This is a genomic window from Kitasatospora sp. NPDC101157 (assembly GCF_044768255.1).
GTDB lineage: Bacteria > Actinomycetota > Actinomycetes > Streptomycetales > Streptomycetaceae > Kitasatospora.
On the sequence record NZ_JBIWPL010000030.1, the window covers coordinates 79,163 to 100,280 of the forward strand.

A 21,118-nucleotide genomic window follows, 5' to 3' on the forward strand; every position below is an offset into this window, starting at 1 on the left:
GCGAGCGGTCCGGCACGAGGCGCCTGGCCGGCTTGTCCCGCCTCCGGTGCCCGCCCCTCCACGGCCGCGTGGAGCGTGGCGCCCAGCGACCACAGGTCCGCCTCGGGACCGGGCGCACGGCCCCCGGCCCGCTCGGGTGCCCGGAACCCGGGGGAGCCGTCGAACGGCCCGGCCCCGAACGCGGCGAGCCGCGCCCGTCCCCCTTCCAGCACCACCCGCTCGGGTTCGACGCCCCCGTGCACCAGCCCCGAGCGGTGCCCCCGGGCCAGGGCGTCCAGGACCTGCGCGCCGATGCGGGCCGCCTCGCGCGGTGCCAGCGGCCCGTCGGCGGCGATCACCTCGGCGAGGGTGCGCCCACCGCTCATCGTCGTGCTCCCGCCGTGCGTGGCCCCCACGGCCAGTCTCCTGCCGAACCCCGGCGGGGGCCATCGGTCGTCCCGTGGGGTCAGGGGCGTGCGCGTGCGGCGGGGCCGCCGTGCCTGGCCGTGTAGTAGGTGCAGGCCTCGCGCCAGTTGGTCCGCAGGTCCAGCTGCAGGACCAGCGCGTGCCCGTCCGCCCGGGCGGTGCGCAGCAGTTCGGCCGGGTCGGCGTCGGGCGGGGTCTGCTCGTTGCTGAAGCGCACGCGGCTGCCGACGCGTTTCCAGTACGGGTCCGGGCGCAGGGTGGCGCTGTCGCGCAGGTCCCAGTGCAGGACGGCGCCGGGGCTGCTGAGGTCGGGGGCCTGCATCCGCCGGCCCTCGGGGCTGAGCCGCCAGCCGTCGTCGGCGGCCTCGGCGCCGTGCCAGCGCAGCGCGTAGGCGGGGGTGCCGGTGCGGTTGCCGGGGGAGCCCCAGTCGGCCAGGCCGGCCGCCTCGATCCGGGGCAGCAGGTCGGTGATGTCCTCGCGGGTGGCGAAGTAGGCGCTGGCGGTCATGCGGCACACCAGGGCCAGGCGTCCCTCGGGGCCGGGGGCGTGGATGTCGAAGGACTCGGGCCGGTCGCAGTGGTCGCTGATCCGGGTCAGCAGGTGTTCCACGCCCTCCACCGCCGCCAGCGCCGCCACCGTGCGCTCGATCCGCTCCCGTTCGGCCTGCCTGGCCGCCCGGGCGGGCAGGGAGTCGGCCAGGGCGCGCAGGCGCCGGTCGGTGGGCCGGATCCGGCGCGAGGCCTCCAGGCCCCGGCCGGGCAGGCTCAGCAGGTAGCCGAGGACGTACGTGAAGCTGTTCACCGGCCGGTGGTTCCTCTCCGGAGTGCTTGGAGGCGCTGGTCGCCGCAGCACACCCTGGCCCGGCCGTGTCGCCGTCCGCAATCCGTACGCGTACTCAACTCCCGTGCGCGGCTAGGTGATCACCCGTCGGTGTCGAGCGCGGCCGCCTTGCGCAGCAGGACGGTGCGCTCGCGGGTGTTGCGGCACAGCCGGGCGGCGAGTTCCAGTTCGGCCCGGGCCTCGGTGGTGCGGCCGAGGCGGGTCAGCAGTTCGCCGCGCACGCCCGGCAGCAGGTGCGAGCCGGACAGCTTGCCGGAGACGGCCAGGTCGTCGACCAGGGCGAGGGCCTGCCGGGGTCCCTCGGCCATCGCGACGGCGACCGCCCGGTTGAGTTCGACCACCGGGGACGGGGCGACGCGGCCGAGCGCCTCGTAGAGCAGCACGATGCGTTCCCAGTCGGTCTGCGCCACCGAGGGCGCCATCGCGTGGCAGGCGGCGATCGAGGCCTGGAGGCCGTAGGGGCCAAGGCCCCGGCCCTGGCCGCGTCCCAGGCTCGCGGCGCGGCCGAGTGCGGCCAGGCCGCGGCGGATCGCGGAGCGGTCCCAGCGGCGCCGGTCCTGGTCCTCCAGGAGCACCGGCTCCCCGTCCGGCCCGGTGCGGGCGGGAAAGCGCGCGGCGGTGAGTTCGAACAGGGCGAGCTGTCCGTGCACCTCCGGTTCGGTGGGCAGCAGGGCGGCCAGCATCCGGGCCAGCCGTACGGCCTCGCGGGCGAGGTCGGGGCGCAGCAGGTCCTCGCCGGCGGTCGCCGTCGAGCCCTCGGTGAAGATCACGTACAGGACGCTCAGGACCGCGCCGAGCCGATCGCGCCATTCCTGGCGCGGGGGCAGTTCGAAGGGGACGTGCGCGGCGGCGACGGTCTTCTTCGCCCGGGTGATCCGGGCCTGGACGGTGGGCACCGGCACCAGGAACGCGCGGGCGATCTCCTCGCTGGACAGGCCTCCCACCACGCGCAGGGTCAGCGCGACCCGGGCCTCGGGGGAGAGCACGGGGTGGCAGGCGGTGAACATCAGGGCGAGGACGTCGTCGTCGACCCGGTCCGGGTCCCAGGGCAGGTCCTCCGGCTGCTGCGGGGCGCCCGCCGCGCCCGTGCTGAACTCGCCCTCGGCGAGCGGGCCCGCGAGCGCGGCGTAGCGCTCGTCGAGGGCCGAGGCGCGGCGGAAGGCGTCGATGGCCCGGCGCCGGGCGGTGGCCAGCAGCCAGCCCACGGGGCTGGCCGGCCGGCCGTCGCGCTCCCAGCTGACCAGGGCCTCCGCCAGCGCCTCCTGGGCGACGTCCTCGGCGAGCGCGAAGTCCCCGGTGTAGCGGGTGAGCGCGCCGACGATCCGGGCGGACTCGATCCGCCACACGGCCTCGACGGCCCGCCGGGCGCACTCGCCGCCCGGCAGGCCGCCGGTTGCTGCTGCGGGCATCAGAGCTGGCCGGTCCGCTCGCGCCAGGCCCGCTCCTTGACGATCCACTCGTTGTCCTGCGGGAACTCCTCGATGCCCGGCACCCGGCGCACCTCGCACTTCGAGCCCGGGAAGGCGGGCATCCGCTTGGCCCACTCCACGGCCTCCTCCTTCGAGGCGACGTCGAGGATGTAGAAGCCGCCGAACAGCTCCTTGGTCTCCCCGTACGGGCCGTCGGTGACCACCGGGGCCTCGCCGCCGAAGTCGACGACCGCACCCTGCGAGGGGTCGTCCAGGCCCTCGGCGGCCACCAGCACGCCCGCCCGGATCAGCTCCTCGTTGAAGCGGCCCACGGTCTCCAGCATCTCCTCGAACGGCGTCTCCATCATCTTCGCCATGGACTCGTCCGTGCCCCGCATGATCAGCATGTACTTCGCCATCTCTACCTCCTCCAACGGGGTCGCCCGTCGACCCTCTCCATCCCAAGGTCGAACGGCGCGACGCCGGATCGACACGGTGGACGAAGACGGACGATATTCCTTTCCGCCGCCCCCGTACGCATCCCACCCCGATCCGCTCCCGGCGGCGCGGCCCGCACGACACCGGTGCACCCGCCCGCCCGGATGCCTTCCAGCCAAGCGCGCAGCACCGCCCGGCCCCGGCCCAGGTTCGTGCCCGTGTCGGCGGCCGCGTTCGTCTTGGGGCGTCTTCTGTGTGGGAAGTCGGTCGGGCCGACTTCCTGTGCATGGGTCAGGGCGGGGGCGGCTGGTGGTCGAGGGTGGCGGCGAGGGCAGTTTTGGCGGCTGCGCGCGATCCGGGGCGTCGGTGCGTGGGTCGGACTGTCGGCGGCTGCCGGCAGATGGGTCGCCGATCTGCCGGGGGTCAGGGCCGGGCGGGGAGTTCTCCCGCGCGGACAGCAGTGATGAAGGCGGTCCAGGCATCGGCGGTGAAGAGGAGGCAGGGCCCGTGCGGGTCCTTGGAGTCGCGGACGGGAAGCAGCCCCGGGACCCCGTCCGCGACTTCGACGCACGCCCCGGTCTCTCCACTGAACGAGCTCTTCCGCCAGTTCGCACCGCTGAGATCGGGAGTGGACACCTTCAGTACCTCCGGTCGACACCGCTACAGCTCTCTTATGACCCGGGTGAGCAGGTCGAGGCTCTCGGGGGCACTCAACGCGCTCGAACACAACGAGTCGAACGTGAGCGTATAGGCAGAAGTCTCCTCGGGCTCCTCCAGATAGAGCATGCCTGCCTGGTGCTCCACGCACGCCACATCGGAGAAAGCGGCTGTGGAGAAACTGAAGAGCACGAACGAGCCCATGATTCCGGCATGGGCTCCCGCACTGAAGGGCAGGACCCGGAGGTCGATGTGCGGGCGGTCGCCCAACTTCCTCAGATGATCCAGCTGTTTCCGCAGAACGTCCACGCCACCCACGTGCCCTCGAAGCGCGGCTTCTCCCAGGATCACGCTGAGCCGTGGCGGCTCAGCGTGATCCAGCACCTTCTGCCGCTGCAGGCGAACCGCCACGAGCTCGTCGATTCGTTCCGGAGGGATGTCGAACGGCGATGCCCGGTAGACGGCTCGCGCGTAGTCCGCCGTCTGCAAAAGCCCTGCCACCATCATCGGCTGGAACGAGCGGATGTGGCTGGCGCTCTCCTCGTAGTCGATGTAGTCGACGTACGACGGCGGTGTGATGTCGAACTGCTGCGCCCAACCGCGTTCGGAGCCCTGCCGGTTGAGCGTGACCACTTCCTCCACGTAGGCCGGATCGTCCACACCGTAGAACGTGAGCAGGTCCCGCAACTCGCTGCTGGAGATCGGCAGCCAGGCATTCTCCATCCGGCTGATCTTGGAGCGATGGCAGTCGATGCGCGCCGCGGCCTCGTCCGGCGTCTTGTTCGCCGCCTCGCGATGGCGGATGAGCAAGCTCGCCACGCGGCGACGTCGGACCGAGGGGCGCGGTTGGCCCATGAGATCAACTCCCCATGCAAGAGCCCGAAACTGATGCCAGATTACTCGCACCTCAAGATCGGAAAATGTTCCGACAAGAAATGTTGCTAACGATCTTCCATGGGGCGCATGCTACTCACGGTCGATGAGGTGAACACTCTCTGCAATCGACTGCCCGGGCATCCCCTTGCCCGCTCCCGCATCCCCACCGGAGGTGGCTCCGCCATGCCCGAAACCGACGCGCCCGTCGGCCCGACCGCCATCCGCAGCTGCTGGTTCCCGCGCTCCCGCCGATCGCCGATGCTCGCGCGGCGGATGCTGCGCGAACTGCTCGCCACGGTGCCCGACGGCGACCGCTACTCCGAGGTCGGCGAGTTGCTCGCCACGGAGCTGGTGGGCAACGCCGTGCTGCACTCGGGCATGCCGGGGCGGCTGATCTGGGTGTCCTTCGACGTCAACGCCACCCGGCTTCGCATCGAGGTCCACGACGCCGGCGACCGGCCGCCCGTACCCCAGCAGCCCGGCCCCACCGCCGGGTGCGGGCGCGGGCTGCTCCTCGTGGAGGCCCTGGCTGCCGAGTGGGGGCATCTCCCGCGCCCGGGTGGGGTCGGGAAGGTGGTGTGGTGCGAGTGCGCGCCCGCGCCGCTCGTGGGGGAGGCATGAGTCCGATAGGCCGGAGGGCGGGGCCGTGGTGGTGTCCACGGTCCCGCCCTCTCCAGTGGAGCTTCCTGCCCAGGGCGACGTGGTGGCAGCGGGCTCGATGGCCCCGGCCGGCCTTGGCCGGGGCCGCCGTTGCTGCGTTTCCCGGAGCGGGCGGGCGAGCGGGGCGTTCGGCGTTCGGGTGGCGACGGCACGGCCCCGGAACCCGCCGCGCGGGAGGTCGGCGGCCGACTCCCTGTGCATGGGTCAGGGCGGGGGCGGCTGGTGGTCGAGGGTGGCGGCGAGGGCGGTGGCGGTGGCGGCGATGCGTTGGAGTTCGGCCAGGTGGCAGGCCAGGGCGCGGCGGCCCTCGGGGCTCAGGCGCAGCCAGGTGCGGGGGCGTTTGCCGACGTAGCCGCGGCGGACCTTGACGTAGGAGGCGGCCTCCAGGGTGCTGACCACCTTGCTCAGCGCCGACTCCGAGACCCCGCAGCTCTCCCGTACGGTGCGGAACTCCGCCTCGGCGCAGCCGGAGAGGAAGGCCACCACGGTGAGCCGGGTGGGCTGGTGGATCAGCTCGTCGAAGACCGGGGCCGGGGCGGGCGGTTCGGCGTTCACTCGGCGTCCGCCCGTGCCCGCTTGCGGCGCAGCTGCAGCAGGTGGGCGAGGCCGCAGGTGGGGCCGAGGGTGAGCAGGAACCCGGCCGGGCCGAACGCCAGGCCCAGCGCCCCGGACACGGCCAGCGCCAGCAGGTGGGCCGCCGCGGCCGGGAACCAGGCGGCCGGGCGCGGCAGGGCCGGGACGATCCCGGGCCGGTGCTCGACCCGGTGGCTGACCACGACGTGGCCGATCAGGACCGCGGCCGCGGCCAGTTGCAGGCACGCGGCCGGCAGCCACAGCCGCTGCGGCAGCAGGAACGACAGGCCGAGCAGGACGAACCCCAGCGTGAACAGCCCGGCGGCCGTGGCCGGGTACCAGCCCGGCAGCGGGCGGGGCCGGGCCGCCGCCCGGGCCCGGTGCGCGGCACGCAGGGAGGAGAGGGCGTCCGCGGGATCGGGGTGGTGAACGGCCATCAGGTCTCCAACTCCGGAGTACGTGGGCGTCGTTGGGTGCACCCGCGATCCTGGCATTTACTTTCCCGCCGGGCAAGTACTAGCGTGACGGGCATGCGCACGAGGGGCGAGGACATGGCGCCGCGCGAACGCCGCGCCCGCACGCGCTCGCACCCGCCCGGGCCGCAGGAGAGCCCGGGACGTCTCGCACGGCCCGGCCCCGACCCCCAGGAGCGCAGACCGGATCCGATCGGAACAAGAGGAAGCACCGTGTTCAACCCGCTGACCAACCGCGCCAAGCCGGCCAACCTCGAAGCCCTCCGGGCCGCCCTGCAGGCCGCCCTGGACGCCGCCGACGAGAACGAACTCCCGGGCCTGCGCCGCGCCGTGCGGATCGTGGAGGACTTCGTCCCCAGCGGCGGCGCGGCCGGGGTGGACTGGGCGCGCAACGTCCTGGCGCTGGCCGGCATCGACCCCCGCACGGCCGAGGTCAAGGCCGTCCGCGAACTGCGCGTCGCCCGCCCCGACCTGGGCCTCAAGGAGGCCGTCGCGCTGGTCAAGGCACTGACCGCGCAGGCCGGTTGAGGCGTCACAACCGAGGCGTCACAACCGAGGCGAGGCGCCGCCGAAGCGCCGCCGCCGGGGCGTTGCGGCCGGGACGGCTACGGCTGGGTGAGCACCTGGCAGGTACGGCGAGGATGCGTGCGCCGTCGCCCGCGCGCAGCTCGTCCCGGTTTCTGCCGGCAGCGGCCCTACGGCTCCAGGCGGGGGTCGTCGATGTCGACGGCGACGATCCCCGGCGGATAGAGCTCCGGGCGGGCCGTCAGGATCAGGTGCTGCTGCGGACGCACCGGGGTGGGCAGACTCGTGGCGATCGCGTGCGCCAGGTCCTGGCCCCCGTACCCGTCGCGGACCATCGTCGCCACCACCACGGCGGCACTCGCCTCCAGCGGCTCGAACTCCACAGAGGGCAGCGCCAGGACCGCGTGCGCGGCACCCTCGTCCTTGATCTCGGCCTCGACCAGGCACAGCACCGGAACCAGCAGGTGCTGGAACGGGCTGTGCAGCGCGGAGTCCACGATCCGGTGCAGGCGCGGGTGGCCGGCGGCCAGCGCGGACAGGGCGCTCGAATCCAGAATGATCACGCGCTGCGCCGCGGGGCGACCTTGGCGCGGGCGTCCGCCGCAGCGATGTCGTAGACCCGCTGCAGCAGGTTCGGGCCCTCGTCCAGCTCGGTGTCGGTGAGGGTCATCCCGAAGTGGTCCCGCAGCAGTCGGCGGCCCTCGGCAACGCGCTCGGCGATCTGCTCGGCGGTGGGCTGCTGCTCCACCAGCAGGGCCACCTGGGCGCCGATCGTGGTGCCGCGGGCCGCGGCGAGGGCGGCCAGCCGGTCACGCGTATCAGGGGAGACCTTGATCGTCGCATCAGCCATACCGCGATCGTACACCGCTGGTACACCGATGGTGTACCGATCTGGCCGGCCGTGGAGGAGCTGCCGGCCGCCCCGGACACCGCCGACTGCGCCGTTACCGCGGCGCGTTGAGGTAGGCGGCGACGAAGGCGTCCAGGTCGGTCAGGGCCGAGGCCAGGCCGGTCCGGGTGAGCTGCTTCGAGGCGGCGCCGGTGGCGAGGAAGTGGCCGAGGGCGGCCTGGCAGGTGCGGACGGGGTCGGCCGGGGCGGGCAGGGTGCAGCTGATCTCCTGGGCCGGGCCGCCGGGGGACCGGAAGGTGAGCAGGGCGACCGTGCGGTTCGGGCCGCCGCTGGTGGGCAGGTTCGGCTCGTGGGTGCCCGCCGGGACGCCGACGGCGGTCAGCAGCAGGCCCGGGGCGCTGGTGGGCACGGGGTGCACCTGGTCGACGGGCAGCCGGGCCGGTGCGTTGCAGGTGTTGGGCGCGGCGCCGGCCCGGGGCACCAGGCCGCACACCAGGTCGACGTTCGTCTGCGCGCCGCCGCTGACGAACACGGCCCGCACCACCGCGTCGAAACGGGCGTCGACCGGATCGGCGGCCGGCGCGCCGGGGTGGACGAACGCCTGCTCGCCGCCGTCGGCGGCGAAGAACACCACGTCGCAGGTCCAGCCGCCGGGCGCCACCAGGAAGTGCGTCTCGCCCGGGTAGCGGGCCCCGTACACCGCGGCCGCCGCCGGCACGTCCACCCCCTTTGGTACGGGCACCGAGGCCGGGACGGCGCCCAGTGCCGGCAGCCCCGGGCCGGTCGCCTCCGCCGGACAGGCCCGCACGGGCACGCCCGCGGCGGCCGACGCCACCCCCGCCGCGGGCGCCGACAGGCCGCCCGCGGCCAGCAGCACGGCCGCTGCCAGGACCCCCGCCCGGCGCGAACCGGATGCACCACGCATGCTCCACCTCCCGGCACCTGCGGTGGAGGCCCCGGGGACACGGCGACCCCGCCGCACTCCTTCAGCCTAGGACCACCACCCGCTCGCCCGCCCGCCGAACCGGCCCTGGCCTGCGGGAACGTGAGGGACGCGGTGGTTGGGGGTGCTCAGTCCTGCGCCTCGACCCGGTGCGGCAGCGTGCTCCAGCGGGGCAGCCGGTCCGGACGCGGTGGGGGACGGCGCCGGAGCGCTCCAGCAGGCCGCCCGTCATCGCGGAGTACGAGCGCAGGTTGCGGGCCCCGAGGAGGAAGAGGCGCTCCGCGATGGCCGCGTCGCCGTAGGCGCCGACGATCTCCACGTAATCCTCGGGCAGCGCCACCGACCAGGACGCGGCCACCGCCTCCACCAGCGGCCCCCCGCCGTCCCGCACGGGCGCTCCGAGCAACGGCGCGAAGTCTCCGACGGTCCTCACCAGGTCTCCTTCTCCTTCTCCTTCTTCTTCGGTTCGGCTTCGTCGACCGACGGGAGGCTGGCGCCCGGCCCCGACAGAGCCCCGACAGAGCCCCGACAGAGCCGCGGCCGGGCCGGCAGCGGCGTTGTCGGTGCGCACCCCTACCGTGGACGCATGATCGATTCCCGCCTGCTCAGCGGCCTGCGCCGGCGCTTCCCCGACCGCAGCGCCGAGGCCCGCACGCCGCCGCAGCTGCCGGGCCGTCAGCTCGCGCCCGCCCTGTGGGTGAGCGACACGGCGCCGCCGCAGGGGGCGTGGCAGCGGCTGCACCGGGAGCACGGGGCGGGCTCGGGGCTGTGGCCGCTGCTGCTGGATCCCCGGGGCGAGGGGCCTGACCTGGACGGCGCGGACCTGGGCCTGGGGGCGGAGCAGCAGGGCGTCCCCGCGTCGGAGGCGTACGACCCGGGCGCCCTGCTGCGCGGATGGTGGGAGCGCGCGGTGCTGTGGTGCCCGACCGGTGATCCGCAGGATCGGGCGGAACTGCTGGAGACGCTGCAGCCCTTCGGCGCCGCCTGGCCGGGGCCTGCCCCCGCTGCGACGCCGGCCGGGGATCCGCAGGAGCGCGCGGACGCGCTGGCCCGCCAACTGCTGGGCAGCCGGCCCGGGTTGCGGATCGGACTGGTGCGCGCGGACGGCGGCGCCCAGGCACTGGCCGCCTGCGGCTGGAACGGCACCAACGGCCACGGCGACAGCGGCGCGATCGCCGCCGTGCTGCGCAGCTGGCAGGAGCGCTTCGGCGCCCGCCTCGTCCAGGCGGGGGCCGACTCGCTGTACCTGAGCGTCGCGGCGCCGCCGAGGCGCCTGGAGGAGGCGCTGCTGGTGGCGGCCGAGCACGCGGCGTTCTGCCCGGACAACCTCTTCCGGTCCGACCAGGGCCTGGCCGGCTACGCCGAGGAACTGGTCGACGAGGGCTGCTGGTCCTTCTGGTGGGACTGACGGACCGCGGCGCCCGGTGACGAAGGCCGCGCTGCCGCTGACCCGGTGACGAAGGCCGTCCAGCAACTGCCCGAGGGCCTGGGCGGGTTCCAGCGGCTGGTGGCCGGCCAGCAGGCGGTACGAGACGAGGCCGAGGAGCCGGTTCGTGGCCGCTTGCGGGCCGGTGGGCGGCCGGGAGGGCGGTGCGGTAGGCCGGTGCGGTAGGGCGGTGCGGTAGGCGCCCGGCCCGTTCCCGCCGGGCACCCGGGGCCGTCCGTGCGGGGCCTTCGCGCCACACCGCCGTGCCGACCGCGACCGGCGGCCGCTTCGGCGCCGCCCCCGGACCACCACGTCGAGGGGCCGCAGGCCGTCCGGCTGGTCACCGAACTGCTCGACACCTGACGGGAATCCGTCCCGGGCCGGTCACTCCCAGCGGGACACGATCGGCACGAGCAGGACGACCGGCAGGGCCGGCCACGTACGGCGGCTCACCGCAGCGCCTCCTCGGCACGGGAGGCCCGTTCGGCGCGGGCGCGGGCGCGGGCGCGGGCGCGGGCGCGGGTTCGGACCTCGGCGACGGCGGGGCAGGTGGCGTAGACGCGGGCCAGGTGGGCGAGGTGCTCGGCCTCGCCGTCCATGGTGTCCATGGTGGTCGTCCCGGCGGCGGACGGGACGGCTTGCGGTTCGGCGCCTTCGGGTGCGGCGGCTTGCGGCGCGGCGCCGGAGGCCGCCAGCTCCAGGGCGGCGGCCAGCGCCGCGGCCTCGGCGGTCGCGGCCGCGTGGCTGGAGGGCGGCGGGAAGCGGCGGGTGGCCTGGTCGAGCCACTGGGCGGTGCGCGGGTCGCGGTGCTGGCGCAGGATCAGGCGGGCGTCGTGGATCTCGATGATCCGCCGGTAGAGCGCGAACCGCGGGTCGCGCGGGGGCAGCGGCAGGCGGCGGGCCGGGTCGAGGGCGATCTCCGGCAGCACGGTGTGCAGGTCGCGCCAGAGCGGGGTGAGCGCACGGTAGTGGCGGTGCGCACGCAGCCAGCCCCGTACGGCCCCGGCCGCGGCGGGCCACAGCGTGCTGCCCAGGCCCGCGGCGATCAGGGCCGCGCACAGCCCGCCCAGGACCGCGCACAGCGTGTCCTCGGGGCCGTCCTGGCTGCCGGTGACGGCCGCGCGCAGCACGTCGTCCATGCTCCAGGCGTTCCACAGCAGCCCGGCCACCAGCCCGCCGGTCAGCAGCCGCAGCCCGGTGCCCAGCCGCCCGGGGCCGGCCGCCCGGGAACGCCGGAGAAGCTCGCGCAGCAGCGCGACCAGGCACACGGTGGTGTGGAGCATGCCCACGGCGGTGTACCCGGCCAGCGCCAGGCGCGCGGACAGCTCGGGGCCGACGGTCAGGTCCTCGCCCGCCAGGCCCGGCGCGGCCGCGGTGATCAGCGCCACCCGCAGCCCCAGCACCGCGCCCAGCAGGGCCAGCCCGCCCCGCACCTCGGGCCGGCGCACCGCCGGAGCGGCGGCCCCGGCGGTCCCGGCGTGCCCCGACTGTGCGGCGGCATGCGCGGCGTCGGCCGCCCGCAGCGCCGGTACGAGCAGCCGGATCGCCGCGGCCGCGCCGTCGCGCAGCCCGTCGCCCAGCACGATCACCAGCACCGCGAGCACCGGAACCCCCGTGCCCTGCACCGCCCGTACGGTCGGCGGGGCGAGCACCAGCAGGGCGGCGCCCAGCAGGGCGGTGCCGTAGCAGGTGTAGCGGGCGGCGGCGCGGGAGTCGATGCGGCTGCGGGCGAAGTGGGCGCCGCTGAGGACGAAGAACAGGCCGACGGGATAGAGGGCGAGGTCGCTCACGGGCAGGCCTCCTCCGGTGTGCCGTCCTTCGGCGCGCCGTCCGGCCGTTCGGCGTCCGCCCGTTCTGCGTCCGCCCGTTCGCCGTCAGCGGGCCCCGGCTCCGGGCTGCGGCCGCTGCTCAGCAGGAGGCCCAGCGCGTCCAGCGAACCGCGTGCCGGCGCCGGTCCCGGCCGGTCGGCGGCGTCCGCCCGGTCCGCCCGGTTCAGGATCAGCGAGGCCAGCAGCTCCGCCTCCCGCTCCTGCGGCTCGTCGTAGCTGGTGCGCCCCAGCACCCGCTGCACCAGCGCGGGGGAGAGGTTGGGCAGCAGGGCGGCGGCGGGGGCCAGCGGCGCGGACCCGGCGTGGTCGAGCAGCAGGTGCGCGATCTCGTGCACCAGGATGTGCCGCTGGTGCAGCGCCCCGGTGTCCGCCGCGTACAGGATGTAGTCCGCCTCCAGGGTGGAGACCAGCAGCCCGCAGGGGGCGTGCGGACGGGCCGGCACCGGCAGCAGCTCGATCGGCCGTCCGCGCCGCACGGCGAGCTGCTCCAGCAGCGCAACCGGGTCGAACGGGCGCGGCAGCTCCAGCTGTTCGGCCATCCGGCGACATCGCCGCAGCGTGGACCGGTAGCCCCGGCCACCCCATAAGTCACCCCACAAGCCGAGCTCCCCTCCAGCTCCCCTCCGGCTCCACCCCTGCGCAGGTCCCGGGTATCAGGACGAGGGGCGTTTGCGCGCCGCGTCCCGGCGGGCGATCACGTCCACCAGCTCGCTGACGGTGTCCAGACCCTCCGGAGACAGCCCCACCGCCCGCAGCGCCAGGCTGCGCACGCCCGCGTCGCGCAGCGCGCCGAGCAGCGCCAGCTCCTTGGCGATCTCGGCGCCCTGCCGCTCGTCGAAGAAGTACGCGGGCGGGACCTGGAAGAACTGGGCCAGCGCCTCCAGGTGACGCTTGGTCGGGTTGTCCCGGCGCCCGGTGCGCAACTGCCACAGGTAGGTGGTGGAGAAGGACTCGCCGGTCGCCTCGCGGCAGGCCCGGGCCACTTCCTCGTTGGTGTACTGCTCGCGGTCGGGGCGGCGGACGGTGTGGAACAGCGCCTCGATCCGGGCCGCCAGCCCGCTCGCCTCCACGCTCGCCGGACCGTCCCCGGATCCGTGCCCGTGTTCGCCCCCGGGCCCTTCCCCGTGCTCGTGCCCGTGCCCGTGCTCGTCCGGGTGGCCGTTCAGCTCCGGTGGAGCGTCCTCCGGTTCCACCTGACCGCCGTCCCCCGTCGACTCCGTCATTCCCCACCTTCCTCACACCCGGGCCCTTCGCGCCGCGACCTCGACGGACGGACAGAGCCGGCCAGGTCACGATAGCCGAACGGCATCAGCTGGCATGGATCCGAAGATACCCGCAATCAACTCCAGTTGACCCTCGTAGCGGCGGCTGACATCCTGGACGGGCAGCCCGCAGGCGCCGCCGACATATCTGACGCCCCATCAGGTCAATGTGCTGCGAAGGCCCTTGGAGAGCGACGCCCCACGCCCTGCCGCCGCACCCCGCACGTCGCACCCCGCACCCCGCACCCCGTTCTCCGCCCGGGCCGCCCGTACGGCCCGGGCGGCCGCACCGCCTCACCACCGCCGGTCCGCCCCGCATCCGCTGACCCGTCCGAGGGCGCGCCCCAGAAGCGGCGCGCCGCGCGGACGGCAGACGGACGCGCTCGGGTTCCACGGCGCGTGGCGGACCACCGCGATCGGCCACGCGCCGATGTCGCCCCCCCGGCCGGACCGGCGCCGCACTGGACGCTCGCCCTGGAACACCGCCCGTCGGCCGCGACCGGCAGCCCAAGCTGCGCACCACCCCCGGGCCACTCACCGAACGCGACGGCGTACGCAGCCGGTTGCTTGCCGGCAACGACCGCCCCGGCCCGGGCACACGCGCGACTGCGTGGACTTGGTGCTGCGCGTGGACCAGCCGGCCACCGGCCCGGAACCGGGCGGCGGCTAAAGTCCCAGGTGAGCCCCCGCGCCCGCCCGAGGAGACCCCGTCGTGCCGACCGATCCCGCCGCCACCACGCCCGCCGCCCCCGCCGCCGACGCCGCGGGCCCGCACGCCGCGGGCCCGCACGCGGGGCGTCCGCACGCGGGGCGTCCGCACGCCGCGCGCCTGGGACTGGGCACCGCGGCGGTCGGCCGTCCCGGCTACATCACCCTCGGCCGTGCGCACGACCTGCCTGCCGAGCGCACCGTCGAGGCCCTGCGCGAACGCACCCACGCCCTGCTCGACGCCGCGTACGCGGCCGGCGTGCGCTACCTCGACACCGCCCGCTCCTACGGACGCGCCGAGGAGTTCCTCGCCCAGTGGCTCGCCGAACACCCCGAGGCCGCGGCCGAGGTGACGGTCGGCAGCAAGTGGGGCTACACCTACACGGCCGACTGGCGCACCAGCGGCGTCGCCGCGCACGAGGTCAAGGAACACTCCACGGCGGTGTACGACCGCCAGATCCGCGAGAGCCGCGCCCTGCTCGGCCCCCACCTGGACGTCTACCTCGTCCACTCGGTCACCGCCGACAGCCCCGCCCTCACCGACCCCGCCCTGCACCGGCGCCTGGCCGGCCTCGCCGCCGAAGGCGTCCGGGTGGGCCTGTCCACCAGCGGCCCCGCCCAGGGCGACACCATCCGCCGGGCACTGGCCGTCACGGTGGACGGCCGCCCGCTGTTCACCGCCGTCCAGGCCACCTGGAACCTGCTGGAGACCTCCGCCGCCCCCGCCCTCGCCGAGGCCCACCGGGCCGGCCGGCTGGTCGTCGTCAAGGAGGGCATGGCCAACGGCCGCCTGGCCGGCCGCAACGCCACCGGCCCCGACACCGCCGCGCTGCGCGCCCTCGCCGCCCGCACCGGTGCCGCCCCCGACGCCCTGGCCCTGGCCGCGGCCGCCGCCCAGCCCTGGGCCGACGTCGTCCTGTCCGGCGCCGCCACCCTCGACCAGCTCACCTCCAACCTCGCCGCCGCCGACCTCGCCCCCACCCCCGAGGACCTCGCCCCGCTGGCCGCGATGGCCGAACCCGCCGAGGACTACTGGCGCACCCGCTCCTGCCTGCCCTGGGCGTGAGGGGGCGGTCGGCGCGGGATCGCCCCCGGCTGCCGCGCTCGTGGTTGCCGCGGCCCGGACTCTGTTCCGCGATCCCGTGGCGAGCGGGCCCGTGCCCGCGGGAGCGATCAACCGTGACGGAGCGACGCGGGCATCCCGCGGACCGGAAGAACGGTCACCCGCTCACGAGTCCCAGGGGTACTGCGGCGGCCAGGGGTAGCCGAGCTTCTCGGCGGCCGCCTGCGAACCGCCCCAGACCTGCGCCGCGGCGCGGGGATCCCCGGCGGTCAGCCGCGCTTCGAGCCGCTCCGCCTGGACGGCCGGGTCGTCCGCGCAGACCGGCAGCCTGATCCCGAACTGGAGCCAGTGGTCCCCGCGCTCGTCGCAGCCGCGGGGATGGCGCAGCACGACGTCGATCCGGTCGGGTTCCTTCCAACTGTCCCAGATCGCTTCGAGCTCGCAGTCCCACGCGGCCAGCCCGCTGCCCTCGCCCGTCAGCCTCGCTTCGAGCAGGTCGGCGACCACGGTGCCGGGCCACTGCCACGTGCGGTCCGCCTCGGCCCGGGCGACCTCGGCGTCGTACTGGGCGGCGGAGAACCGGCAGTCGGCCAGGCCGAAATCCTCGTCCATCGGATTGCGCCAGCCCGTCCACAGCACGTGCTCCCTCTCGCGCCTGATCGTCACGTGGACGGCGCCGCAGCACTCCTCCACGCATCCGGTCCCGGCGATGCGGACCTCGCGAGGGGTGGCGGTGGCCCGCAGAGGCCCGGCCGACCCCAGCAGGTGCCGCGGACCGACGCTCCGGTAGGGGGAGCCGGCGAACACGTCCCGTCCGCCGATGACCGGGCGGACCTCCAGACCGACCCCGGCAGCCGGCGGGCAGATGATGCGCAGTTCCAGAACGTCCACGGTCTCGGCCACCGGCCGATGATGGCCGACCGGGCCGCCCCTGTCACCCGGATTACCGCGGCCTGCGGGTCGGCTTCCTACGTCAGTTGTGGTTCCGGTCCCACTTCTCCGCAGGTTCCTGTTCTCCGCGGCTGGGATTCAGCCGGCCCGTCGCCAGACCGGCTCGTCGGGCCAGTCGAGCAGGTCACGCATGTCCTGGTCCTCGCCCGACAAGGCATGGACGAGGAAAGCGACGAAGCGCATGTCGTACCGCCGCCACGCGTCCCTCGGATCCTTCCCCCGGAACCACACCACCACCGGCCACTCCATGGGGTCCGGGTCGCTGGTGAGCCAGAAGAACTGGTCGCCCTGGACGGTGCCGCCCCAGTGGAGGAGTCCCCCCGACTCCGGCAGGAGCGGGTACGGGCACAGGGCCGGGTCCTTGTCGCGCATTTCCCGGAACACCGGACCGAAGTCCTCGATGGTCCTCGATGCGAAGACGCGGAAGATCTCCCCGTCGGGCGCTGAGCCCCGCCACGGCCACGGAGCGTTCACACCCAGGTAGCTGCGGACCTCTCCGGGCCCGAACCGGTCGATGAACTCGCGGTAGTCCGCAGGGAACCCGACTCCGCACGCTTCACGCGACCGCTCCCACGGCAGCGGCGGTCCCACCGGCTCGGCCGCCAGGCCGGCCAGGGCAGCGAACTGCAGGACGTCGGTCCGCACGACGTCACCTCCTTGCGGATCATGTCATCTGTCACCGACACGTGATCAAGGGGCGAGGACGACCCTCTCGGGTAGCAGGCGGAAGCCCGCGCGGCCCGTACATCTGGCGCTCGACCAATCGCTGCTGCCGCCTCGATCCTCCACCTCGCGCGGCGAGGGCCCCGCCGCGCCCGGTGTCCGGGGGCGGCGGGGCCGGGCCGTTCGGTCGCTGCGGTCACGCCCCGGACGGCAGCAGCGCGGCGACCTCCGCCAGCACCCGGGCCGCCGGGGCCGGGTCGACCAGCCACTTCAGGTGGCTGCTGGTCAGTGTCCGTACGTCGTAGGGGTTGTCGGGCGTCAGCGCGTCGCCCTCGCGGATCATCCGGTCCTGCATGGCCAGCGGCACGCTGGTGTCCTCGGTCAGCCGCACGTACGTCCGGGGGATCCGGCCCCAGGTGTCGGCCTGCGCCCGGTCCTCGCAGGTGCCGGCGTCGAGGTTCTCGTCGGGCTGGAAGGTGTTGAGGAAGACCATGAACTCCTCGTCCGTCCCGTCGGCGAGGAAGGCCGCCTTGAAGGACGCCAGGACACCGGCGTCGGCCGTGCGGAAGTTGCAGCGCAGCAGCCCGACTTCGGCGGGGTTGGCGACCATCGCCGAGGCCAGCCCCGCGGCGTCGACGGTGGCCATCTCGGGCTCGGCGTAGTAGGCGCTGACGTCGAGGTCGACGGGGCACCAGGAGGAGACGTAGACGATGCGGTCGATCAGGTCGGGGCGCCGGTTGGCCGCGACGGTGGCCGTCAGGCCGCCGCGGCTGTGCGAGACGAGGACGACCGGCCCGTTGCGCCTGGCCCGCTCCAGAATCCCGATGAGGTGCCCGACGTTGTCGGCGAGCGTGACACCCTTGACGGCCCCGGGCGCGGTGGCGAGCTCCGCGAGGTCCTGCGGCGCCTGGTAGGCCCGCGGGAACGTCGCGGCGAACCCGTGTCCCGGCAGGTCGACGGCGACCGAACGGTGGCCGAGGAGCCCGAGCTCGGCCTGGAGCGGCGCGAAGGAGAAGGAGTTCGCGAAAGCTCCGTGAACCAGTACGAACGTCGGTTGCATCTGTCTACGACTCACTTTCCGGCCCCCCTGCGGCTCACCGGCGGCGGCATGCGCGTCGCCCCACTCTCCCGGCACCGCGAACACCTCGCGGCCGGGGAACGGGACATCGCTTCGCGGCGCACCGTCCCGCCGCAGAGACGGGCCACGGGCATGGCAAGCGTCAGCGGTCAAGCGCGGATCCACGAGGGCGGCGCACGAACGGCCGCCCACGATCCGAGGGCTCACCCTACTCACCGGAAGATCACCCGCACTACCCCGACGAGCCCTGGCGCCGGTGCTCCTCGCAGCCGCCTCGACGGCCACGCCCGCCCCCGCACGAGAAGTCGGCCGCTCCGACTTCCTGTACAGGAGGCGCGGACCCCGCCCCCCGCCCCCTTGTCAGGGCCCGGCCCTACGGACGGGACATGACCTGGCCCTTCGACGCTGACCCGCCCGTTCCGCTGCCGCCCGGCCGTGCCGTCGTCGGCCAGGAGCGGGAGGGGACGGAGCCGCTGCTGTGGATCAGCGACGGGCCCGCCCCCGCCGGACAGTGGGCACAGCTGCACCGGGCGCACGCGCGCAGCGGGCTGTGACCGCTGCTGCTCAGCCCGCTGCGCCGTGCCGCGCACTTCCGACCGTGGCTGTCCGCGACGGCGAGGCGTACCTCCACGGGGGCATGGACGACGGCGGCGTCTCCTACCTGTGGCGCACCGACGGGGAGTCGAGCGCCGAGTGGCCGGTGTGCGTCTACCGGGAGGGGGAACCGACGGTCCTGTCGTACGGGATCGTGGAGTTCCTGGCCAGGGCCTGCACCACCGGCCTTCCCGGCAAACTGCAGCGCAGGTTCGACGGTGACGGCCACGAGTTCCTGACCTGGAAGGACCTCTACCGTCGCGACGCCGAGCGGTACGGCTTCGGCTCCCACCACGGCGGTTGGGACGAGGCGGCCGGACCCCGGCCCGGGGCCCGGCCGCCCTCGGCCGCACCGGCGTCGGGCAGGGCGTGCCCGGCCGGGTAACGGGGCGCGGACCGAGCGGTGCGGCCGGTGCTGTGCCCGAGCGCGGGGGCGCAGGGTCGGGGCGGCGGGTTCAGCGGGGTGTGGCGGGTGGATTGGTCGGGCCGAGGGGGATGGCCGGGCCGAGCGGGTGGCAACCGTCCCAGGAGGCGCTCTGCCCGGGCGGACAGGCGGCGGGGACGGGCGGCAAGGTGGGCACCGGCCTGGGCGGGACGGTCCAGCCGGGCGAGGGTTTGGCAGCGGGGGCGGCCGGTTGCTTCCGGGTGGGCGGTGCCGGTGCCGGGGCGGCGGGCGCCGAGGCGGCCGTGGGGTGGGAGCGGGCCGGCTGGGTGGTGGCCGGGGCCTCGGGTGTGGCGGTGGCTTCGGCCCCGGCCCCCGGTCCGTCCCCGGGCCCGTCCGTCGTCGGGGCGGCCGCGGGCGTCTCGGTAGGTGCCGGCGCCTCGGCCGACGGGGAAGCGGAAGTGGACGGGGAGGGGGACGAGGTGGCCGCGGAATCGGGCGCCGCCGGGGCCGGCGACCCCGCCAACAGGAGCGTCCCGCCGATCCCGGCCACGCCCAGCACGCACACCCCGGCCGCCACGGCGAGGGCTCGCCGACGCCGCGTCATCCTGTCGTTCTCGGCTCCGTCCCCGGGGCCGCCGCCGGCTGTCTTCTGCACCGTTCCTCATCCGTTCGCATGGTCACGCCCTTGAGCTGCGCGGATGCTACACGAGGCGTCAGGACCGGCAGGCACGTCACCCCTACCGATACGTGACGGATTCGCCCGGCCCCCGCCGCCCCGTACCGTCGGAGACGCCAGCGGGAACCACCCACGACGAGCCCCTCAGGAGCACCCCATGACCGCCTACGCGATCGCCCAGGTCCACTCGGTCGAGTTCGGCCCCGACATCGTCGAGTACCTGGAGCGCATCGACGCCACCCTCGACCCCTTCGGCGGCCGCTTCATCGTCCACGGCGGCCCGTACGAGACGGTGGAGGGCCGCTGGGGCACGGGCGGCACGATCGTCATCGAGTTCCCCGACCTGGAGCGGGCCCGCGCCTGGTGGGACTCGCCCGCCTACCAGGAGATCCTGCCGCTGCGCACCCGGCACATGGTGGCGGACATCATCCTGATCGAGGGAGTGCCGGCCGGCTACCGGGGCGCGGACAGCCTCAAGGGACACAGGACCCCGGGAGCCGTCGGCGTCAGGGAACAACGTCCTTGATGTGCTCGGCGATCGGCGCCGCGAGGTCCTTGATGTGCGGCAGCCGGTCCACGACGTCGTCGCCGTCCAGGAAGAGGACCTTGTCGCCGATCCGCACGGCCAGCACCTCCTGGGTGGCGTACGGGCCCGTCGGGGTGTTCACCAGGTCGACGGCCTCGTCACCGAGGCCGGGCACCGGGGTGACGCTCACCGTGTGCGGCACCGGCTCCCCGTGCGTCAGCCCGTCACCCGCCGCCCCGAGGGTCGCCACTCAGGCCGCCCGCAGCCGCTCGCGCCACCAGGCGACGGTGGCCGCGATCTGCTCGTCCAGCGCGGTCGCGCGCAGGGCGAAGGCCGCCTCGTAGGCGGAGGAGTCCATGACGAAGGGGCGGTCGAACTGGTAGCGGGTCTCGCGCAGTTCGCGCAGCAGCGGGGAGAAGAGGCCGGCCACGGCGAGAACGGCGGGGGACAGGCGGCGCACCGGGACGGGAGCGGTGCCGGCCTCGGCGGCGAGGCGTTCGACCATGGTGCGCACGGGCAGGGCGGGGGCGGTGGGGACGTGCCAGGGGCGGCCCCAGGCCCGTTCCTCGGTGGCGAGTTCGGCCATCGCGCGGGCCACGTCGGGCAGGTAGGTCCAGCTGTGCGGGGCGTCCGGGTCGCCGAGGACGGCGACCGGACGGCCCTTGAGCAGGTTCGGCACCGCGCGGGAGGCCAGGTGGCCGCCGTCGGTGACGCCGGGGCCGAAGAAGTCCGAAGCCCGCACCTCCACGGCGCGGATCCGCCCGGCCTCGTGCAGGGCCCGCGCCTGCTCCCAGCCGGCGGCGCGCACCCGGCCCTTGGGGCCGGTCGCGGCGAGCGGCAGGCTTTCGGTCATCGGCCCCTCGACCGGGCCGTATCCGTACAGATTGCCGAGCATGACCAGCACGGCGCCGCTGTCCTCGGCGGCCGCGCACAGCGCGGAGGTGAGGGCGGGCCACCGCGCGGCCCACTGGGGCAGCGGCGGCGCGGCGCAGCCGTGGATCGCGTCGGCGCCGCGGGCGGCCTGCGCCAGGCGGGCGGGGTCGGTCGCGTCCAGGGCGAGGTGCTCGACGCCTTCGACGGGCGGTCCGGCGGGGCGCCCGCTGCGGGTGACGACCCGGACCCGGTGGCCCTGTCCGGCCAGCAGGCGGGCGGTGGCGGCCCCGGCGGGCCCGTGTCCGACGACGAGATGGAAGCTCACCCGCCCCACCCTAGTACTCCAGTGTGACTTCGTGATCTATCCGGTTGAGGGCTCGGCGAGGCGTCGCCGGTAGTGGCTGCGGCGGGCGGTTGCTTGGTGGATCCTGCGC

At 75.0% G+C, this 21,118-nt stretch carries 26 protein-coding genes and 1 pseudogene; 7 read left to right on the forward strand and 20 right to left on the reverse strand.

Going from position 1 to position 21,118, the window contains the following annotated elements; all coding sequences use genetic code 11:
* Positions 1-38 precede the first annotated feature (38 nt).
* From ACIRVF_RS37040 to ACIRVF_RS37065, 6 genes and pseudogenes are all read right to left on the reverse strand, one after another.
* Positions 39-365 (reverse strand): annotated as a pseudogene (locus ACIRVF_RS37040) (serine/threonine protein phosphatase); the annotation flags it as partial.
* 80 nt (positions 366-445) lie between these two features.
* A complete protein-coding gene (locus ACIRVF_RS37045; protein WP_402828254.1) occupies positions 446-1,207 on the reverse strand; it encodes a hypothetical protein in 762 nt (253 codons plus the stop codon).
* A gap of 119 nt (positions 1,208-1,326) precedes the next feature.
* Positions 1,327-2,655: an RNA polymerase sigma factor gene (locus tag ACIRVF_RS37050; protein WP_402828257.1), complete on the reverse strand. Its 1,329-nt coding sequence runs from the start codon at positions 2,653-2,655 to the stop codon at positions 1,327-1,329.
* A complete protein-coding gene (locus ACIRVF_RS37055) occupies positions 2,655-3,074 on the reverse strand; it encodes a YciI family protein (protein ID WP_033355117.1) in 420 nt (139 codons plus the stop codon). The genes ACIRVF_RS37050 and ACIRVF_RS37055 overlap by 1 nt, the downstream gene beginning before the upstream one ends.
* Before the next feature lie 442 nt (positions 3,075-3,516).
* Positions 3,517-3,729 carry a DUF397 domain-containing protein gene (locus tag ACIRVF_RS37060; RefSeq protein WP_402828260.1) on the reverse strand — a complete coding sequence of 71 codons (213 nt, stop codon included), beginning with the start codon at positions 3,727-3,729 and terminating at the stop codon, positions 3,517-3,519.
* 24 nt (positions 3,730-3,753) lie between these two features.
* Entirely contained in the window at positions 3,754-4,569 is an 816-nt protein-coding gene (locus ACIRVF_RS37065) for a helix-turn-helix domain-containing protein (RefSeq protein ID WP_402828263.1), read from the reverse strand.
* Between the two features lie 240 nt (positions 4,570-4,809).
* On the opposite strand from ACIRVF_RS37065, the gene ACIRVF_RS37070 reads away from it, so the two are divergent.
* Complete coding sequence (locus ACIRVF_RS37070) at positions 4,810-5,247, forward strand: ATP-binding protein (RefSeq protein ID WP_402828266.1); 438 nt, start codon at positions 4,810-4,812, stop codon at positions 5,245-5,247.
* 243 nt (positions 5,248-5,490) lie between these two features.
* Here ACIRVF_RS37070 and ACIRVF_RS37075 read toward each other — a convergent pair whose 3' ends face one another.
* Both ACIRVF_RS37075 and ACIRVF_RS37080 read right to left on the reverse strand, forming a co-directional pair.
* Positions 5,491-5,841 carry a transcriptional regulator gene (locus ACIRVF_RS37075; protein ID WP_402828269.1) on the reverse strand — a complete coding sequence of 117 codons (351 nt, stop codon included), beginning with the start codon at positions 5,839-5,841 and terminating at the stop codon, positions 5,491-5,493.
* Positions 5,838-6,296, reverse strand: coding sequence for a hypothetical protein (locus ACIRVF_RS37080; RefSeq protein ID WP_402828272.1), 459 nt, complete (start codon positions 6,294-6,296; stop codon positions 5,838-5,840). Before ACIRVF_RS37080 ends, ACIRVF_RS37075 begins: the two co-directional genes overlap by 4 nt.
* A gap of 249 nt (positions 6,297-6,545) precedes the next feature.
* Here ACIRVF_RS37080 and ACIRVF_RS37085 point away from each other — a divergent pair, with 249 nt between their 5' ends.
* Entirely contained in the window at positions 6,546-6,860 is a 315-nt protein-coding gene (locus ACIRVF_RS37085) for a hypothetical protein (RefSeq protein WP_402828275.1), read from the forward strand.
* Between the two features lie 167 nt (positions 6,861-7,027).
* On the opposite strand, the gene ACIRVF_RS37090 is transcribed toward ACIRVF_RS37085, so the two are convergent.
* The 4 genes from ACIRVF_RS37090 to ACIRVF_RS37105 form a co-directional block, all read right to left on the reverse strand.
* A complete protein-coding gene (locus ACIRVF_RS37090) occupies positions 7,028-7,420 on the reverse strand; it encodes a hypothetical protein (RefSeq protein WP_402828278.1) in 393 nt (130 codons plus the stop codon).
* The gene (locus ACIRVF_RS37095) at positions 7,417-7,707 is read right to left on the reverse strand and encodes a hypothetical protein (protein WP_402828280.1); all 291 of its coding nucleotides are present in this window, start codon (positions 7,705-7,707) and stop codon (positions 7,417-7,419) included. Before ACIRVF_RS37095 ends, ACIRVF_RS37090 begins: the two co-directional genes overlap by 4 nt.
* Before the next feature lie 94 nt (positions 7,708-7,801).
* Positions 7,802-8,632, reverse strand: coding sequence for a hypothetical protein (locus tag ACIRVF_RS37100; protein WP_402828282.1), 831 nt, complete (start codon positions 8,630-8,632; stop codon positions 7,802-7,804).
* Positions 8,633-8,693: 61 nt separating this feature from the next.
* Positions 8,694-9,083: a hypothetical protein gene (locus ACIRVF_RS37105; protein WP_402828285.1), complete on the reverse strand. Its 390-nt coding sequence runs from the start codon at positions 9,081-9,083 to the stop codon at positions 8,694-8,696.
* Positions 9,084-9,236: 153 nt separating this feature from the next.
* Between ACIRVF_RS37105 and ACIRVF_RS37110 the strand changes: the two genes are divergently transcribed.
* Complete coding sequence (locus ACIRVF_RS37110; protein WP_402828287.1) at positions 9,237-10,058, forward strand: DUF4253 domain-containing protein; 822 nt, start codon at positions 9,237-9,239, stop codon at positions 10,056-10,058.
* Between the two features lie 467 nt (positions 10,059-10,525).
* On the opposite strand, the gene ACIRVF_RS37115 is transcribed toward ACIRVF_RS37110, so the two are convergent.
* The 3 genes from ACIRVF_RS37115 to ACIRVF_RS37125 form a co-directional block, all read right to left on the reverse strand.
* Complete coding sequence (locus tag ACIRVF_RS37115; protein ID WP_402828290.1) at positions 10,526-11,866, reverse strand: MAB_1171c family putative transporter; 1,341 nt, start codon at positions 11,864-11,866, stop codon at positions 10,526-10,528.
* The gene (locus tag ACIRVF_RS37120; RefSeq protein WP_402828293.1) at positions 11,863-12,444 is read right to left on the reverse strand and encodes a ParH-like protein; all 582 of its coding nucleotides are present in this window, start codon (positions 12,442-12,444) and stop codon (positions 11,863-11,865) included. Before ACIRVF_RS37120 ends, ACIRVF_RS37115 begins: the two co-directional genes overlap by 4 nt.
* Positions 12,445-12,558: 114 nt before the next feature.
* A complete protein-coding gene (locus ACIRVF_RS37125) occupies positions 12,559-13,128 on the reverse strand; it encodes an XRE family transcriptional regulator (protein ID WP_402828296.1) in 570 nt (189 codons plus the stop codon).
* 868 nt (positions 13,129-13,996) lie between these two features.
* Between ACIRVF_RS37125 and ACIRVF_RS37130 the strand changes: the two genes are divergently transcribed.
* The gene (locus ACIRVF_RS37130; RefSeq protein WP_402828341.1) at positions 13,997-14,941 is read left to right on the forward strand and encodes an aldo/keto reductase; all 945 of its coding nucleotides are present in this window, start codon (positions 13,997-13,999) and stop codon (positions 14,939-14,941) included.
* A gap of 162 nt (positions 14,942-15,103) precedes the next feature.
* On the opposite strand, the gene ACIRVF_RS37135 is transcribed toward ACIRVF_RS37130, so the two are convergent.
* The 3 genes from ACIRVF_RS37135 to ACIRVF_RS37145 all read right to left on the reverse strand — a co-directional run bounded on the left by ACIRVF_RS37135 (position 15,104) and on the right by ACIRVF_RS37145 (position 17,612).
* Positions 15,104-15,841 (reverse strand): hypothetical protein, encoded by a 738-nt coding sequence (locus ACIRVF_RS37135; protein ID WP_402828299.1) that lies wholly within the window; start codon positions 15,839-15,841, stop codon positions 15,104-15,106.
* A gap of 126 nt (positions 15,842-15,967) precedes the next feature.
* Positions 15,968-16,534, reverse strand: coding sequence for a hypothetical protein (locus ACIRVF_RS37140; RefSeq protein ID WP_402828302.1), 567 nt, complete (start codon positions 16,532-16,534; stop codon positions 15,968-15,970).
* 214 nt (positions 16,535-16,748) lie between these two features.
* A complete protein-coding gene (locus ACIRVF_RS37145; RefSeq protein WP_402828304.1) occupies positions 16,749-17,612 on the reverse strand; it encodes an alpha/beta fold hydrolase in 864 nt (287 codons plus the stop codon).
* Between the two features lie 404 nt (positions 17,613-18,016).
* On the opposite strand from ACIRVF_RS37145, the gene ACIRVF_RS37150 reads away from it, so the two are divergent.
* The 3 genes from ACIRVF_RS37150 to ACIRVF_RS37160 all read left to right on the forward strand — a co-directional run bounded on the left by ACIRVF_RS37150 (position 18,017) and on the right by ACIRVF_RS37160 (position 19,811).
* Positions 18,017-18,184 (forward strand): hypothetical protein, encoded by a 168-nt coding sequence (locus ACIRVF_RS37150; RefSeq protein ID WP_402828307.1) that lies wholly within the window; start codon positions 18,017-18,019, stop codon positions 18,182-18,184.
* A 44-nt stretch (positions 18,185-18,228) separates the two neighbouring features.
* Positions 18,229-18,609: a hypothetical protein gene (locus ACIRVF_RS37155; RefSeq protein WP_402828310.1), complete on the forward strand. Its 381-nt coding sequence runs from the start codon at positions 18,229-18,231 to the stop codon at positions 18,607-18,609.
* An 833-nt stretch (positions 18,610-19,442) separates the two neighbouring features.
* A complete protein-coding gene (locus tag ACIRVF_RS37160; RefSeq protein ID WP_402828313.1) occupies positions 19,443-19,811 on the forward strand; it encodes a DUF1330 domain-containing protein in 369 nt (122 codons plus the stop codon).
* Here the strand turns inward: ACIRVF_RS37160 and ACIRVF_RS37165 are convergent.
* Together ACIRVF_RS37165 and ACIRVF_RS37170 are read right to left on the reverse strand one after the other, a co-directional pair.
* Positions 19,792-20,013 carry a hypothetical protein gene (locus ACIRVF_RS37165; RefSeq protein WP_402828316.1) on the reverse strand — a complete coding sequence of 74 codons (222 nt, stop codon included), beginning with the start codon at positions 20,011-20,013 and terminating at the stop codon, positions 19,792-19,794. The two genes, ACIRVF_RS37160 and ACIRVF_RS37165, sit on opposite strands and share 20 nt — an antisense overlap.
* Before the next feature lie 48 nt (positions 20,014-20,061).
* Positions 20,062-21,009 (reverse strand): NAD-dependent epimerase/dehydratase family protein, encoded by a 948-nt coding sequence (locus tag ACIRVF_RS37170; RefSeq protein ID WP_402828318.1) that lies wholly within the window; start codon positions 21,007-21,009, stop codon positions 20,062-20,064.
* Between the last annotated feature and the right edge of the window lie 109 nt (positions 21,010-21,118).